This window comes from Streptomyces sp. NPDC058092, assembly GCF_042884935.1.
In the GTDB taxonomy this organism is placed as follows: Bacteria; Actinomycetota; Actinomycetes; order Streptomycetales; family Streptomycetaceae; genus Streptomyces.
The window spans coordinates 169,203-184,004 of record NZ_JBHVSY010000010.1 but is presented as its reverse complement, the minus strand read 5'-3'; the positions used below and the strand labels follow the sequence as shown (position 1 = coordinate 184,004).

13 protein-coding genes are annotated in these 14,802 nt (G+C 70.7%); 11 read left to right on the top strand and 2 right to left on the bottom strand.

The genetic code is table 11. From position 1 onward, the window contains the following. The first annotated feature begins 141 nt into the window (after positions 1–141). Together ACFVV1_RS18910 and pruA are read left to right on the top strand one after the other, a co-directional pair. Positions 142–1,068, top strand: a complete 927-nt coding sequence (locus ACFVV1_RS18910; RefSeq protein WP_389990312.1) for a proline dehydrogenase family protein — start codon at positions 142–144, stop codon at positions 1,066–1,068. Between the two features lie 47 nt (positions 1,069–1,115). Next, a complete protein-coding gene (gene pruA / locus ACFVV1_RS18905) occupies positions 1,116–2,747 on the top strand; it encodes an L-glutamate gamma-semialdehyde dehydrogenase (protein ID WP_389990311.1) in 1,632 nt (543 codons plus the stop codon). A gap of 262 nt (positions 2,748–3,009) precedes the next feature. Here the strand turns inward: pruA and ACFVV1_RS18900 are convergent, their stop codons facing one another. Both ACFVV1_RS18900 and ACFVV1_RS18895 read right to left on the bottom strand, forming a co-directional pair. Further along, positions 3,010–4,434: a sensor histidine kinase gene (locus tag ACFVV1_RS18900; RefSeq protein WP_389990310.1), complete on the bottom strand. Its 1,425-nt coding sequence runs from the start codon at positions 4,432–4,434 to the stop codon at positions 3,010–3,012. Continuing rightward, positions 4,431–5,165 (bottom strand): response regulator transcription factor, encoded by a 735-nt coding sequence (locus ACFVV1_RS18895; RefSeq protein WP_389990309.1) that lies wholly within the window; start codon positions 5,163–5,165, stop codon positions 4,431–4,433. The genes ACFVV1_RS18900 and ACFVV1_RS18895 overlap by 4 nt, the downstream gene beginning before the upstream one ends. A 168-nt stretch (positions 5,166–5,333) precedes the next feature. Here ACFVV1_RS18895 and ACFVV1_RS18890 point away from each other — a divergent pair, with 168 nt between their 5' ends. The 9 genes from ACFVV1_RS18890 (at position 5,334) to ACFVV1_RS18850 (ending at position 14,801) form a co-directional block, all read left to right on the top strand. Then, positions 5,334–6,698, top strand: coding sequence for a ferric reductase-like transmembrane domain-containing protein (locus tag ACFVV1_RS18890; protein WP_389990308.1), 1,365 nt, complete (start codon positions 5,334–5,336; stop codon positions 6,696–6,698). An 11-nt stretch (positions 6,699–6,709) separates the two neighbouring features. Next, the gene (locus tag ACFVV1_RS18885; RefSeq protein ID WP_389990307.1) at positions 6,710–7,153 is read left to right on the top strand and encodes an FMN-binding protein; all 444 of its coding nucleotides are present in this window, start codon (positions 6,710–6,712) and stop codon (positions 7,151–7,153) included. Beyond that, positions 7,146–7,913 carry an FAD:protein FMN transferase gene (locus ACFVV1_RS18880; RefSeq protein ID WP_389990306.1) on the top strand — a complete coding sequence of 256 codons (768 nt, stop codon included), beginning with the start codon at positions 7,146–7,148 and terminating at the stop codon, positions 7,911–7,913. Before ACFVV1_RS18885 ends, ACFVV1_RS18880 begins: the two co-directional genes overlap by 8 nt. 404 nt (positions 7,914–8,317) lie before the next feature. Next, on the top strand, positions 8,318–8,446 hold the full coding sequence (locus tag ACFVV1_RS18875; protein ID WP_266748797.1) for a hypothetical protein: 129 nt from the start codon (positions 8,318–8,320) through the stop codon (positions 8,444–8,446). Positions 8,447–8,700: 254 nt separating this feature from the next. Further along, complete coding sequence (locus ACFVV1_RS18870; RefSeq protein ID WP_389990305.1) at positions 8,701–9,744, top strand: 3-isopropylmalate dehydrogenase; 1,044 nt, start codon at positions 8,701–8,703, stop codon at positions 9,742–9,744. A gap of 403 nt (positions 9,745–10,147) precedes the next feature. Continuing rightward, a complete protein-coding gene (locus ACFVV1_RS18865; RefSeq protein WP_389990304.1) occupies positions 10,148–11,236 on the top strand; it encodes a branched-chain amino acid aminotransferase in 1,089 nt (362 codons plus the stop codon). 175 nt (positions 11,237–11,411) lie between these two features. Then, complete coding sequence (ureA, locus tag ACFVV1_RS18860) at positions 11,412–12,092, top strand: urease subunit gamma (protein WP_389990303.1); 681 nt, start codon at positions 11,412–11,414, stop codon at positions 12,090–12,092. Beyond that, complete coding sequence (locus tag ACFVV1_RS18855; RefSeq protein WP_389990302.1) at positions 12,089–13,777, top strand: urease subunit alpha; 1,689 nt, start codon at positions 12,089–12,091, stop codon at positions 13,775–13,777. Before ureA ends, ACFVV1_RS18855 begins: the two co-directional genes overlap by 4 nt. 22 nt (positions 13,778–13,799) lie before the next feature. Beyond that, complete coding sequence (locus tag ACFVV1_RS18850) at positions 13,800–14,801, top strand: agmatine/peptidylarginine deiminase (protein WP_389990487.1); 1,002 nt, start codon at positions 13,800–13,802, stop codon at positions 14,799–14,801. Position 14,802: the final 1 nt, after the last annotated feature.

Sequence of the window (14,802 nt, the reverse complement as noted above, 5' to 3'; positions counted from 1 at the left end):
ACCCGGGAACGGATGCGTGACAGCTGTCGATGGCACACGATCGGAGGGATCCTTAGATTTCACGGTGGTTCTCCGTGCTGTACCGCTTTGTTCCCCCTCTGCCGGTACGGCCTTCGTTCGTACTTTCCGTGGAGGTGCCCCGTGCTGGGTCCCGTGATTCTCGCCGCGTCCCGCAGCGACAAGATGCGCCGTTTCATCTCGGCCGCACCTGGCACCAAGCAGGTCGTCGACCGGTTCATCGCCGGTGAGACCGTCGACCAGGTCGTCCCGATCATCGAGGACGCCGCCGACAAGGGCCTCGAAGTCACCCTCGACGTGGTGGGCGAGGACATCACCACCCCCGAGCAGGCCGCCGCCGCCCGCGACGCGTACCTCGAACTGGTCGACCGCCTCAAGGACCTCGGCCTGGGCACCAAGGCCGAGATGTCCATCAAGCTCTCCATGTTCGGCCAAGCGCTGGACGGCGGCCACGAGCTGGCCCTCGCCAACGTCCGCCCGGTCGTCGAGGCCGCCGCCGCGATCGGCACCACGGTCACGCTGGACGCCGAGGACCACACCACCCTCGACTCGATGTTCGCCATCCACGAGGAGCTGCGGAAGGACTTCCCGCAGACCGGCTGTGTGATCCAGGCGTACCTGTTCCGCACCGAGGACGACGCCCGTCGCCTGGCCGCCGCCGGCAGCCGCGTCCGCATCGTGAAGGGCGCCTACAAGGAGCCCGCCTCCGTCGCTTACCAGGACAAGGCCGAGATCGACAAGGCGTACGTCCGGATCCTGAAGACCCTGATGGAGGGCGAGGGCTACCCGATGATCGGGTCGCACGACCCGCGTCTGATCGCCATCGCCCAGGAACTGGCCCGCAAGGCGGGGCGCAAACTGGACGAGTACGAGTTCCAGATGCTGTACGGCATCCGCAGCGACGAGCACATCCGGCTCGCGGCCGAGGGCCACCGGATGCGCGTCTACACGGCGTACGGCACCGACTGGTACGGATACTTCATGCGCCGCCTCGCGGAGAAGCCGGCGAACCTGTTGTTCTTCGGCCGCTCCATCCTCACCAAGGGCTGACCTGCCCGGCTGACCCTCACCCCCTGACACAAGGAGACAAGGCACTCATGGACGCTGTCACCCAGGTCCCCGCGCCGGTCAACGAGCCGGTCCACTCCTACGCCCCGGGCTCCCCCGAGCGTGCCCGCCTGGAGGCGAAGCTCAAGGAGCTCAGCCAGAACCCGATCGACCTTCCGATGACCATCGGCGGCGAGAAGCGGATGGGCGGCGGCGAGCGCTTCGACGTCGTGCAGCCGCACAACCACAAGGCCGTCATCGGTACGTTCGCGCACGCCACGCAGCAGGACGCGCAGGACGCGATCGACGCCGCGCTCGCCGCCGCCCCGGCCTGGCGCGCGATGTCCTTCGACGACCGCGCCGCGATCATCCTGCGCGCCGCCGAGCTGCTGTCCGGCCCGTGGCGCGAGACGCTGGCCGCGTCCACGATGCTCGGCCAGTCCAAGACCGCCCAGCAGGCCGAGATCGACACCCCCTGTGAGCTCGTCGACTTCTGGCGCTTCAACGTGCACTACGCGCGCCAGATCCTGGCCGAGCAGCCCCCGGCCAACTCGCCGGGCGTGTGGAACCGCATGGACCACCGCCCGCTGGAGGGCTTCGTCTACGCGATCACGCCGTTCAACTTCACGGCCATCGCGGGCAACCTGCCCACCGCCCCCGCCCTCATGGGCAACGTCGTGGTGTGGAAGCCGTCCCCGACGCAGACCCACTCCGCCGTGCTGCTCATGCAGCTCCTGGAAGAGGCCGGTCTGCCCAAGGGTGTCATCAACCTGGTGACGGGCCACGGCATCCCCGTCTCCGAGGTGGCCCTGAACCACCGCGACCTGGCCGGTATCCACTTCACCGGCTCGACCCCCACCTTCCAGCACCTGTGGAAGACGGTCGGCAACAACATCGCCAACTACCGCGCCTACCCGCGGCTCGTCGGCGAGACCGGCGGCAAGGACTTCGTCGTCGCCCACCCGTCTGCCGACCACGCCGTCCTGAAGACCGCGCTGACCCGTGGCTCCTTCGAGTTCCAGGGCCAGAAGTGCTCGGCGTCCTCCCGTGCGTACATCCCGGCCTCCATCTGGAACTCCGGTTTCAAGGAGAAGTTCGCGGCCGAGGTCGACTCCATCACCATGGGTGACGTCACCGACCTGTCGAACTTCATCGGTGCCGTCATCGACGAGCGCTCGTTCGCCAAGAACAAGGCCGCGATCGACCGCGCCGAGGCCGACCCGTCCTGCACGATCATCGCGGGCGGCACGTACGACGACTCGGTGGGCTACTTCGTCCGCCCGACCGTCATCGAGTGCGCGGACCCGGCCAACGAGGTCTTCACGACCGAGTACTTCGGCCCGATCCTCGCCGTGCACGTCTACGAGGACGACGCGTACGACGCGATGCTGGAGCAGATGGAGTCGGTCTCCGACTACGCGCTGACCGGTTCCGTCATCGCGGGCGACCGCGCCGCGGCCGCGTACACGATGGAGAAGCTGCGGTACGCCGCGGGCAACTTCTACATCAACGACAAGTCGACCGGTGCCGTCGTCGGCCAGCAGCCCTTCGGCGGTGGCCGTTCCTCGGGTACGAACGACAAGGCGGGCGCTCCGCAGAACCTCCAGCGCTGGACCCTGACCCGGGCCATCAAGGAGACGCTGGTCCCGCCGACCGACTACACCTACCCCCACCAGGGCTGACCCCCTCCGGGGCGCCGCACACCCCCCGGCGCCCCGCCACGATTCCCGCCTCCCGCCCGGTTCCCCTGCCGGCCGGGAGGCGGTTTCCATTTCCGGGCCCGGCCGGCGCGCCGGACCAGCGGGTCCGGATCTCCACGAGCACCTGGTCGAGCGACTTCCGTACCGACCGGCGCACGTGGCCGGTCGGTGTCGAGCGGACGGCCCGTGGTGCGGGGCTGCCCACGGGCCCGCCCCTCCGGTGCGGTGACCGGGGCGCACGGTGTCAGCCGGGGAGTGCCAGGCGGAAGGTGGTGTGTCCCGGGCGGCTGGTGACGGTAACCGTTCCGCCGTGCGCGGTGATGACGGCGTGGACGATGGCGAGGCCGAGACCGGTGCTTCCGGTACTGCGGGAGCGGGCGTGGTCGGCGCGGACGAAGCGCCCGAAGACCTCTGGCTGGAGCTCTTCGGGGATGCCTGGCCCGTTGTCGCCCACGCCCACGGTGACGCCGGCCTGATCGGCGGTGAGGGTGATGGTCACCTCGGTGCCGGGCGGGGTGTGGGTACGGGCATTGGCGAGGAGGTTGCCGATGGCCTGCTGGAGCCGGTGGGCGTCGCCGGTGACGGTGACCGGGATTTCGGGGAGGTCGAGGAGCCAGCGGTGGCCGGGGCCGGCGGCGCGTGCGTCGTCCGTCGCGTCCAGGATCAGCAGGGTCAGATCGACCGCCTCGTGTCCGAGAGGGCGCCCGGCGTCCAGGCGGGCGAGGAGGAGCAGGTCGTCGACCAGGCAGGTCATGCGCTGTGATTCGCCGTCGATGCGTTCCAGGGCGTGACGGACCGCGCCGGGAACGGGGCCTTCGTGGCGCAGGGCGAGTTCGGCGTGGCCCCGGATGTTGGCGACAGGGGTGCGCAGTTCGTGGCTGGCGTCGGCGGCGAAGTGCCGGAGCCGTTCCTCGCCGGCCTGGCGCCGGGTGAGAGCGTTTTCGATGTGGCCGAGCATGTGGTTGAGGGCGGTGCCGACCTGGCCGACCTCGGTGCGGGGGTCGGTGTCGGGAAGCGGCCCCGGCATGGCGACCTCGCCGCTCGCGAGCGGCAGCCCGGCTACCTCCGCGGCCCGGGCGGTGACCCGCTGGAGCGGGCGCAGGGAGATCCGCACCCACAGGGCCCCGGCGATGCCGGTGACCGCGAGGGCAGCGCCGAACAGCGCGGCTTCGACCGCTTCGAGGCGGTGAACGGTCTCTTCCACCGGGTGCAGGGGCAGCCCGGTGATCAGGGTGTCCTGGTCGTCGCCCCGGACGGCCGCGACGCGGTAGACCCCCAGAGCGGAGAGGCGGATGCCGTGTCCGTGTCCGTCGGCGGGGATCCCCGCCAGGGCGCGGCGGTCCCCGGGGGTGAGGGGGAGGGGGCGGTCGGTCGCGTCGTCGACGACGGCGGCCTGGGTGACGGAGCCGTTCCGGAGGCGGGCGCCGAAGGTCGATTCGGCCTGGCCCCGGGTGTCGGGGCGATTGTCGGCGTCGGGCCTGGCCTCGTGTTCCAGGCTGGCGGCGAACCGGCCGCCGGAGGCGGAGAGCTGCTCGTCCAGGCGCCCCACCAGGAAGCCTCGCAGGGCGAGGGCGGTGGTGATGCCGACGGCGAGGCAGGCGAGGGCGAGCAGGGTGACGAGTCCGGCGGTGAGCTGGCCGCGCAGGGTGCGGGGTGGTGGGCGTCTCATGGGGAATCCGGCTTGAGGACGTAGCCGACGCCGCGCACGGTGTGGATCATCGGGGTGCGTCCCGCGTCGATCTTCTTGCGCAGGTAGCTGATGTAGAGCTCGACGACGTGGGCGCGGCCGCCGAAGTCGTAGGCCCAGACCCGGTCGAGGATCTGGCCCTTGGACAGGACTCTGCGCGGGTTGCGCATGAGGAAGCGCAGGAGTTCGAACTCGGTCCGGGACAGGTCGACGGTGGCCCCGCCGCGGCTGACCTCCCTGGCTTCCTCGTCCATGGTGAGGTTCCCGACGGTGAGCCGGTGTGCCCCCGGCTCGGCGGTCATGCCGGCCCGCCGGAGCAGCCCACGCAGCCGGGCCAGGACTTCTTCCAGGCTGTAGGGCTTGGTGACGTAGTCGTCGCCGCCGGCGGTGATGCCGGCGATGCGGTCCTCGACCGCGTCGCGGGCGGTCAGGAACAGCACGCACACGCTGGGTGCCTCGCGTCTGAGGGCGCGCAGGATCTGCAGGCCGTCGAGGTCGGGCAGCATCCAGTCCAGGACCACCGCGTCGGGCCGGAAATCACGGGCGGTCACGAGCGCGGTCGCGCCGTCGGCCGCGGTGCGGACCTGCCAGCCCTCGCTGGTCATGACTCCGGCCAGGACGTCGGTGACGTCGGGTTCGTCGTCGACGACGAGGACTCGAACGGATCCTCCGCCGGGGCGGTGCAGAAGTGATGTCGTGCGCGGCTCGTCCATGTTCTTCCAGCATCCCCCGGCGTGGGCCGTAGCGGAGCGGGCGGCGTCTGTGAGTTTCCTCCGAGTCGGCGCCGAGGGTGGCCGGCGGGGCGGTTTCAGAAGGTACGCAGAGGTTGGGCTGTGAGGCTGGCCGCCCATCGACGGAGCGAGTCCTGTCCGGAGGAGCCCATGACCACCACGTTCACCAGCACCACGTACGAGAGCCGCGGGACGCGCCACCGGCGTCCGCGCCGCAGCTCTGTGCCGTTCCTGGCGCCGCTGGTGATCTGGACCGGTGCCGCGGGGGTGCCGGCCCTGTGGTGGAGCGACACGACTGCGGTGGTCGGCCCGGCGGGCTGGCTGACCGGGGCGGGGCGCATCACGGGACTGCTGGCCGGGTATGCCTGCGCGGTGCTGCTGGCCCTGATGGCCCGCATCCCGCTCCTGGACCACACCGTCGGAACCGACCGGCTCGCCCGCTGGCACGCCCTGGGCGGCCGCTGCACCATCTCCCTGGCCCTCGCCCACACCCTGCTGATCATCTGGGGCTACTCACTGACCTCCCACACGAACGTGGTCGGCCAGACCTCCACGCTCGTCCTGCACTACCCCGACCTCCTCAAAGGCACGGCCGGCTTCCTGCTGTTCCTGGCCACCGGAGTCCTCTCGGCCCGCGCGGCCCGCCGGAAGCTGAGTTACGAGACCTGGCATTACCTGCACTTTGCCACCTACCTGGCCGTCTTCCTCATCTTCGGACACCAACTCTCCAATGGAGCCGACTTCGTCGGCAACCGCCTCGCCCGGATCGCCTGGTACACGCTGTTCCTCGGCGTCGCCGCGCTGGTCGCCTGGTACCGGTTCGCCGTGCCGCTGCGGTGCGGACTGCGCCACCGTCTGCGCGTGAGCGCCGTGCGCCCCGAGGCACCGGGCGTGGTCTCCGTCCACCTCACCGGTGAACATCTCGACGAGCTGGGGGGCGAGCCGGGGCAGTTCCTGCGCTGGCGCTTCATGGCCCGCGGTCTGTGGTGGACGGCCAATCCGTACTCCCTCTCCGCCCCCGCAGACCCCCGTCATCTGCGCATCACGGTGAAGACCGCCGGTGGCCACAGCGCCGCCCTCGCCCGCCTGGTGCCCGGCACCCGGGTGTGGGCAGAGGGACCGTACGGCGGCTTCACCGCGAACCGCCGCACCTCTCCCAAGGTCCTGCTCCTGGCCGGCGGCGTCGGCATCACCCCCCTGCGCACGCTCTTCGAGACGCTGCCGGGACAGGTGACCCTCGTCTACCGGGCCCGCCGTACCGACGACCTCGCCCTGCGCGGTGAAATCGACGCGATAGCCGCCCACCGGCGGGCCACCGTGCACTACGTCGTCGACGAACCGGCCGACTACTCCTCGCCCCTCACCGCCCGGGGCCTGACCGCGCTGGTGCCGGATCTCGCCACGCACGACGTCTACCTCTGCGGTCCGCCCGGCATGACACAGGCCGCGATCCAGGCCCTGCGCGATGCCGGTGTCCCGGCACGAAGCATCCACCACGAGTCGTTCGCGTTCTGAGGAGAACCGCCATGCGCCGAGCCGTCCTCGCCACCACCGGGATCAGCGCCCTCGTCGTCGCGCTGCTCGCCCTCAAACCGCACCAGTTCCCGGCCCTCGCCGGGGTGGTCCCCCGTTCCCCGACGGACTCCTCCTCCCCGCACACCCCCGCAGGCACCTCGTCGCGCGCATCCACCGGCACCGGCACATTCACCGGCGATGCCGTCGACACTCAATACGGGACCGTGCAGGTCGCCGCCACCCTCTCCAAGGGAAAGATCACTGCCGTCAAGGTTCTCCAGGCCCCGGACCAGAACGGCCGCGACCAGCAGCTCGCCTCCTACGCGCTGCCCCGTCTCACCCAGGAGGCGATCGGCGCCCAGAGCGCGCACATCGACGCCGTATCCGGCGCCAGCTACACCAGCCAGGGCTACATCCAGTCCCTGCAGAGCGCCCTGGACCGGGCTCATGCCTGACACCGCACGCGGACTGCGCCACGTCGAACACGTCATGGGCACCGTCTTCTCCTTCGACATCCGCGACAAGCCCACCCCGGCCATCCACCACGCCCTCGCCGAGGCCGTGCGTCGACTTCACCGGGTCGACGCCGTGTTCTCCACCTACCGGCCCGACAGCCACATCAGCCGCCTCGACCGCGGCGAGATCCACCTGGACGACTGCCCTCCCGAAGTCCACGAAGTACTGTCCCTCTGCGCGCAGGCCGGCCACGTCACCAACGGCTGGTTCAGCATCGCCCCGGCCGGTGTCCTGGACCCCTCGGGACTCGTCAAGGGCTGGGCGACCGAAGCCGCATCCCAACTGCTTTACGAAGCCGGCGCGCACCACACCTGCGTCAACGGCGGAGGCGACCTCCAACTCGGCGGCCGGGCAACCCCCGGCACCCCCTGGCGCATCGGCATCACCCACCCCCTGCGCCCCGGGGAACTGGCCACCGTCATCACCGCCCGCCATGACCTGGCCGTCGCCACCTCGGGCACCGCCGAACGCGGCGCCCACATCCTCGACCCGCGCAGCGGCACACCCACCACCGCGTTCGCCTCCCTCACCGTCATCGGGCCCCGGCTGACCATGACCGACGCCTACACGACCGCGGCGTTCGCCAGGGGCGAGGACGCACAGGACTGGCTGGAAGCACTGGACGGCTACGAGGCGTTCGCCGTCCTGCCCGACGGCCGGACGTGGCAGACGTCAGGATTCAGCCGATATGGATCATGAGGCAGGACATGGATTCATTCCCGTCCGCAGGGAACGGGCGTCTCCCCGTCACGGCCGCGGCCTGCCCACCGACAGGCACCTGCTGCGACGCGCCTCCGGCCGAGGGGCCGTCCACCGCCAGGCTCGGGACCGGGAACCGAGGGCGGGAGGTCGTAAACCTCCGTCTCAGATAGTAGGAAGTCCGAGTAATTGTGGAGACAGACCGGCCGAGCTGTCCTAGCTTTGTAGAAGCCGAACGTCTCGCTAGATCCAGCGACTGGCGGTCGTGAGTGCGCGCCCCCGTGCAGGCAACCCCTGCGGCGCCCGCTCCCCGCCCCTTCCGGCGCCTCGAAATCCCGATCTCGAAATCACGTTTACGATTTTTCGATCTCGAAATCCTCGCGATCTCAAGGAGTCGATCCACCATGGCCGAGACGACTGTCCGCCGCGTCCGTCACACCCACCGCCCGACCGAGTCGGAGCGCCGCAATGCCGCCGCCGCCCTGCAGCGGGCCCTCGACCGCAGGGACAACGGCGGCTCCACGGGCCACTGAGACCAGCTGCTGGGACGAGCCGCCGAGGCCGGCCGCCCGGGTCTCGCCAGGGGCGGCCGGCCTCGGCGGGAGCCCGGCGGGCGCCGCCCGGTCGGCGCTCAGCCGCGGCTGATCTCGAAGTCCATGGAGCAGAACATCCACCCGCCGTCCGACGCCGTCCCACCGAATAGGTGAACGGTGCACGTACAGCTCACCATGTGTCCGGATAGTGGACGTGACGTGTCATGAGGTGGGACGCGCAGTAAGGTGCGGGCATGTCTCGCAGCATCAATCTCGCAGTGATCCCCGGTGACGGTATCGGCCAGGAGGTCGTGGCCCAGGGCCTCAAGGTCCTCAACGCTGTTCTCCCGCAGGATGTGAAGCTGGAGACCAAGGAGTACGACCTCGGCGCCCGGCGCTGGCACCGTACCGGCGAAACCCTCCCGGACGCGGAGCTGGCGGCCCTCAAGGGCCACGACGCCATCCTGCTCGGCGCGATCGGTGACCCCTCCGTGCCGTCCGGCGTCCTGGAGCGCGGGCTCCTGCTGAAGCTGCGGTTCGCCTTCGACCACTTCATCAACCTGCGGCCGTCGAAGCTGTTCCCGAACACCGCGACGCCGCTGGCCGGCCGCCCGGACATCGACTTCGTCGTCGTCCGTGAGGGAACCGAGGGCCCGTACACCGGCAACGGCGGTTCGCTGCGCACCGGTACGCCCGCCGAGGTCGCCACCGAGGTCAGCGTCAACACCGCGTACGGTGTCGAGCGCGTCGTCCGTGACGCCTTCGAGCGGGCCGACGCCCGCCCCCGCAAGAAGCTGACGCTGGTTCACAAGAACAACGTCCTTGTGTACGCGGGCCACTTGTGGAAGAACACGTTCGACAAGGTCGCGACCGAGTACCCCGAGGTCACCACCGACTATCTGCACGTCGACGCCGCGACGATCTTCTTCGTCACCCAGCCGGAGCGCTTCGACGTCATCGTCACCGACAACCTCTTCGGTGACATCCTCACCGACCTCGCCGCTGCCGTGACCGGCGGCATCGGCCTGGCCGCGTCCGGCAACATCAACCCGACGGGCACCTTCCCGTCGATGTTCGAGCCGGTCCACGGCTCTGCCCCCGACATCGCGGGACAGGGCAAGGCCGACCCGACCGCCACGATCCTCTCCGTCGCCCTTCTGCTGCGCCACCTCGGCTACGAGGCCCAGGCCGTGCGCATCGAGGACGCCGTCTCCGCCGACCTCGCGGAGCGCACCGGAGTGACGATCCGTACGACCGATCAGATCGGCGACGCGCTCGCGGTACGCGTAGCGAGCTGACCCGACGACTCCAATTTTCGAAGCCGCCGGGTCGCAACCGCACCCGGCGGCTTCTCCTATGCGGTCCCGGGTGCCACCATCGACCACTGGACCGCATTCGCGTCATTTCGTGCACGGCCACCCGGGAGCGATAATCGAACGGGGCCGTCGCTCGCGGTTTGGACCGACCGGCACATGGAGGGTGGGAGAAGGAGCGGGATCTGGTGCGTGCAGCTGCAAGGCGGAGGATTGAGGCATGGCGGAGCCATGGCGATTGACGACAACGCCGCAGATGTGCGCACCAGACCCCGCGACGCCACCCTCCATGTGTCGGCCGGTCCAAGGCTCGGACGTCCTAGCACCTGCCCGACAGGAGCGGCGTGAGCGCGGTCCAACACACACAACCGGTGAAGGACACGCACACATGACGACGCCCACGATCGAGCTCAAGCCCTCCTCGAACCCGCTGTCCGACGCGGAGCGCGAGGCGATCCTGGTCAAGCCCGGATTCGGCCGCTACTTCACCGATCACATGGTGACGATCCGGTGGACCGAGGGCCGCGGCTGGCACGACGGCCAGCTCGTCCCCTACGGCCCGCTCTCCCTCGACCCCGCGACCACCGTCCTGCACTATGCGCAGGAGATCTTCGAGGGCCTCAAGGCCTACCGCCGCCCCGACGGCAGCGTCGCCACGTTCCGCCCGGAGGCGAACGCCAAGCGTTTCCAGGCCTCGGCGCACCGGCTGGCCATGCCGGAACTGCCCGTCGAGACGTTCATCGAGGCGTGCGACGTGCTGGTCCAGCAGGACAAGGCATGGGTTCCGGCGCACGGCGGCGAGGAGTCGCTCTACCTGCGTCCGTTCATGGTCGCCACCGAGGTCGGCCTCGGCGTGAAGCCCGCCAATGAGTACCTCTTCATCGTCATCGCCTCGCCCGCCGGCGCCTACTTCCCCGGTGGCGTCAAGCCGGTCTCCATCTGGCTCTCCGAGAACCGCGTCCGCGCCGTCCCCGGCGGCATGGGCGACGCCAAGACCGGCGGCAACTACGCCGCGTCCCTCCTCGCCCAGGCCGAGGCCGCGGCGAAGGGCTGCGACCAGGTCGCCTACCTCGACGCGGTCGAGCACAAGTGGGTCGAGGAGCTCGGCGGGATGAACCTGTACTTCGTGTACGGGAACAAGATCGTCACCCCGGCCCTGACCGGCTCCCTGCTCGCCGGTGTCACCCGTGACTCGCTGCTCAAGGTCGCCCGCGACCTCGGCTACGAGTCCGAGGAGGGCCGCGTCTCCATCGACCAGTGGCGCGCCGACACCGAGAACGGCAGCCTCACCGAGGTCTTCGCCTGCGGCACCGCCGCCGTCATCACCCCCGTCGGCACCGTGAAGTCCGCGGGCGGCGAGTGGACCCAGAGCGACGGCGCGCCCGGCGAGGTCACGCTGAAGCTGCGTGAACGCCTGCTGGACATCCAGCGCGGCGTCGCCGAGGACACCCACGGCTGGATGCACCCGCTCGGCTAGCCGACCCCGTCCGTCGTACGCGCGAAGGCCGCGCCCGGTTCCCGCCGGGTGCGGCCTTCGTCGTGTGCCCGGGCCGGTCGGCTCGTTGGAGCGCCGCTCAAAAGTGACGCAGTCGAGCTTCCGCTTTCCGCCGATCCACGGTTAGAGTGCTGCTCTAAACAGGAGGTGTGCGGGCGTGCGACTGACCCCGACGGAACGTGACCGGCTGCTGCTCTTCGGGGCCGCCGAACTGGCCCGGGCCCGTCGCGCCCGGGGGCTGAAGCTCAATGTCCCCGAGGCGACCGCGCTGATCGCGGACACGGTCTGCGAGGCCGCCCGCGACGGGCGCAGGCTCGCCGAGGCCATCGCGGCCGCCCGGTCCGTGCTCGGCCCCGACGATGTGCTGCCCGGGGTCGCCGATGTCGTCACCGAGGTCCACGTGGAGGCCGTCTTCGACGACGGTTCGCGGCTCGCCGTCGTCTCCCGGCCGCTGGGCGGCGGGCTCGGCGACGACGCGCCCGGGGCGGTCGTCCCCGGCCCGGCCACGCCCGAACCGGAGCCGACGGTGCGGCTGACCGTCCGTAACACCGCGACCGTGCCGGTCTCCGTCACCTCGCACTTCCACTTCTTCGAGGCCAACCCGCGGCTCGACTTCGACCGGGCGGCCGCGTACGGGATGCGGCTGTGCGTCCCCGCCGGGTCCTCCGTCCGCTTCGGGCCGGGGGAGTCCGTGGACGTGGGGCTGGTGCCGATCGGTGGTGACCGGATCGCCATCGGGTTCGCCGGTCTGGTCGACGGGCCGCTCGACGCGCCCGGCGCGCGCGAAGAGGCCCTGCGGCGCGCGGCGGCCTGCGGATATCTGGGAGCCGAACGATGAGCATCGATCCGTACGACTACGCCTCCGTGCACGGCCCGCGCGCCGGGGACCGGGTCAGGCTCGGCGACTCCGGGCTGACCGTCCGCGTCGAGTCGGACGCACAGCGGTACGGCGAGGAGTTCCTCGCCGGATTCGGCAAGACCGCCCGCGACGGGCTGCACCTCAAGGCCGCGGCCGTCCGGGACACCTGCGATGTCGTCATCAGCAATGTGCTGGTCATCGACGCTGTGCAGGGCATCCGCAAGGTGTCGATCGGCATCCGCGAGGGCCGGATCGCGGCGATCGGGCGGGCCGGCAACCCGGACACCCTCGATGGCGTCGACGTCGTCGTCGGCACGGGCACCACGATCGTCTCCGGCGAGGGCATGATCGCGACGGCGGGCGCCGTCGACACCCACGTCCATCTGCTCTCGCCGCGGATCATGGAGGCCTCGCTCGCCTCCGGCGTCACCACGATCATCGGCCAGGAATTCGGCCCGGTCTGGGGCGTCGGCGTCAACTCGCCCTGGGCGCTGCGTCACGCCTTCAACGCCTTCGACGCCTGGCCGGTCAACATCGGCTTCCTGGGGCGGGGTTCGTCCTCCCACCAGGCCCCGCTGGTCGAGGCGCTCGCGGAGGGCGGGGCCTGCGGCTTCAAGGTCCACGAGGACATGGGCGCCCACACCCGCGCCCTGGACACCGCCCTGCGCGTCGCCGAGGAGCACGACGTCCAGGTCGCCCTGCACAGCGACGGGCTGAACGAGTGCCTGTCGGTCGAGGACACCCTGCGCGTCCTCGAAGGCCGCACGATCCACGCCTTCCACATCGAGGGCTGCGGCGGCGGACACGTCCCCAACGTCCTGAAGATGGCGGGCGTCGAGAACGTCATCGGCTCGTCCACCAACCCGACGCTGCCCTTCGGCCGGGACGCCGTCGCCGAGCACTACGGGATGATCGTCTCCGTACACGACCTCAAGACGGACCTGCCGGGCGACGCCGCCATGGCCCGCGACCGCATCCGCGCCGCAACGATGGGCGCCGAGGACGTCCTGCACGACCTGGGTGCCATCGGCATCACCTCGTCCGACGCGCAGGGCATGGGACGCGCCGGGGAGACAGTGCGCCGTACCTTCGCGATGGCCGGGAAGATGAAGGCCGAGCTCGGCCCGATGGACGGCGACGGACCCGCGGACGACAACGCCCGGGTGCTGCGCTACATCGCCAAGCTCACCATCAACCCCGCCATCGCGCACGGTCTCGCGCACGAGATCGGCTCCATCGAGACCGGCAAGCTCGCCGACATCGTGCTGTGGCGGCCCGAGTTCTTCGGCGCGAAACCGCAGCTCGTACTGAAGTCCGGCTTCCCGGCGTACGGGGTCACGGGCGACCCGAACGCCGCCACCGACACCTGCGAACCCCTGGTCCTCGGGCCGCAGTTCGGGGCGTACGGAGCCACCGCGGCCGATCTCTCCGTGGCCTTCGTCTCGCAGGCGGCGACTCAGCTCGGCGCGGACCTGATGCCCACGCGCCGGCGCCGCGTCGGGGTGCGCGGCACCCGCGGCATCGGCCCCGGCGACCTCGTCCACAACTCCCGTACCGGAGAAGTCGCCGTGGACGCCCGCAGCGGCCTGGTCACCCTGGACGGCGACCCGTTGCGCTCCGAGCCCGCCGACTCCGTCTCCCTCAACCGCCTCTACTTCCTGTAAGGACCCAGCCGTGACCTTCCACATGCCGCCCGAGTGGGCCCCGCACGAACGCACCTGGATGGCCTGGCCCGGCCCCAACCCCACCTTCGACACCGACGTCGAACTGGACGAGGCCCGCAGCGCCTGGGCCACCGTCGCCCGCGCCGTCCGCCGCTTCGAACCCGTCACGATGGTTGTCGGACCCGGCCAGGAGGACGGTGCCCGCGCCCTCCTGGGCCCGGACATCGAGCTGGCCGTCCGCCCGCTCGACGACGCCTGGATGCGCGACATCGGCCCCACCTTCGTCACCGACGGACGCCAACTGGCCGCCGTCGACTGGACGTTCAACGGCTGGGGAGCCCAGAGCTGGGCCCGCTGGGAGCACGACCAGCACATCGCCCGCTCCGTGGCCGAACTCGCCGCCGTCCCCGCGCACGGCTCCGCCCTCGTCAACGAGGGTGGCGCCATCCACGTCGACGGCGAAGGCACCGTCCTGCTCACCGAGACCGTCCAGCTCGGCGAGGAACGCAATCCCGACTGGACCCGCGAGCAGGTCGAGGCCGAGATCCACGCCCGGCTCGGCACCGAGAAGGCCATCTGGCTGCCCCGCGGACTGGCCGGCGACTACGGCACGTACGGCACCCTCGGCCATGTCGACATCGTCGCCGCCTTCGCCCGGCCCGGCACCGTCGTCGCCCATGTCCAGCCGGACCCGGCGCACCCCGACCACGAGATCACCCGCGAGACGGTCCGCGTCCTGCGCGCCGCCACCGACGCCAGGGGCCGCTCCCTGAACGTCGTGGAGGTCCCCGCGCCCACCGTGCTGAAGGCCGACGGCGAGTGGGTCGACTACTCCTACATCAACCACTACCTCTGCAACGGCGGCGTGATCCTCTGCGCCTTCGACGACCCGCGCGACAAGGAAGCAGCGGCGATCTTCGGCGACCTGTTCCCGGACCGTACGGTGACCCTCGTCGACGCCCGTACGATCTTTGCCGGCGGTGGAGGCATCCACTGCATCACCCAGCAGCAGCCGAAGGTCTGAA